We start from the raw sequence: 1,063 nt of genomic DNA on the forward strand, positions 1-1,063 counted from the left end.
AAGTTTTAAAATGGACACAAGTAAAATGGGAAGATAAAGACTCAAGAACAGCTCATTATGTTTGTATCGAATGTAACGGCAAAATAGAAAATCATCAAAAGACAGAAATGCTTTCACGTGGAGAATGGAGAGTAACGAACGAAACGAAAGGTGGAAAGATAGCAGGGTTTCATATTTCAAGTCTTTATAGCCCAGTTGGCTGGTATAGTTGGAGTCAAGCAGTGGAGGATTTTCAGCACGCAAAAGAAAATGAGCAATTATTAAAGGTTTGGATAAACACCACACTTGGAGAAACGTGGGTAGATAAAGGAGAAGTACCAGACTGGAGGCACTTATTTGAACGCAGGGAATTCTATACTATTGGCACAATCCCAAAAGGCGAAGTAATACTCACAGCAGGTGTTGACGTACAAAAAGACAGAATAGAGGCAGAAGTTGTAGCTTGGGGAAGAAATCGTGAAAACTGGTCAATAGATTATCAGGTGTTTGAAGGAGATCCAGGAAGAGATGTGGTTTGGAACAAACTTTCAGAGTTACTGAATCATCACTTTTTAGGTAGTGACGGATTAGAGTACACAATCAGCATGATGGCAGTAGATGCAGGATATGCAACGCAGGAAGTATACAATTGGGTGAGAATCCAGCAGAGCTTTGGTAAAGTAATGGCAGTAAAGGGAGTGAACAAAGCCCTAGTACCGCTTAATAGCCCAAGTAGAGTTAGTGGCAGGTAAAAAGCTCTACAGAGCTCTGGCCAGTTGAATATTAAAGTCGGCAACTACTCACGAGACGGTGAAAAAGCTCCAGCAGCATTTTCCAGAGCTGAGTATTTTAAACAACTGACAGCGGATTACCAAAGTAGTGAATCAAGCAGGAGTGGCAGAAAATAAGAGACCGTAATGAAGCACTTGATTGCCGAATTTATGCCAGAGCAGCATCTATAGCCCTTGGGATTGATCGTTGGCAAGAGAGTAAATGGGTTAGTTTGAGTGAAAAGACTGAGAGCAAAAAGCCAAAGAAAATAGTCAAAAGTAAATGGATAGAAAATGTACACTGAAGAATATTT

The 1,063-nt window shown here is 40.5% G+C and carries 1 pseudogene; it reads left to right on the forward strand.

The window, feature by feature from the left end:
- Window positions 1–1,054, forward strand: a pseudogene (locus IC220_RS07805) (terminase gpA endonuclease subunit); the annotation flags it as partial.
- Between the last annotated feature and the right edge of the window lie 9 nt (window positions 1,055–1,063).

The sequence above is a fragment of the Wolbachia endosymbiont of Pentalonia nigronervosa genome, assembly GCF_014534705.1.
Lineage (GTDB): Bacteria > Pseudomonadota > Alphaproteobacteria > Rickettsiales > Anaplasmataceae > Wolbachia.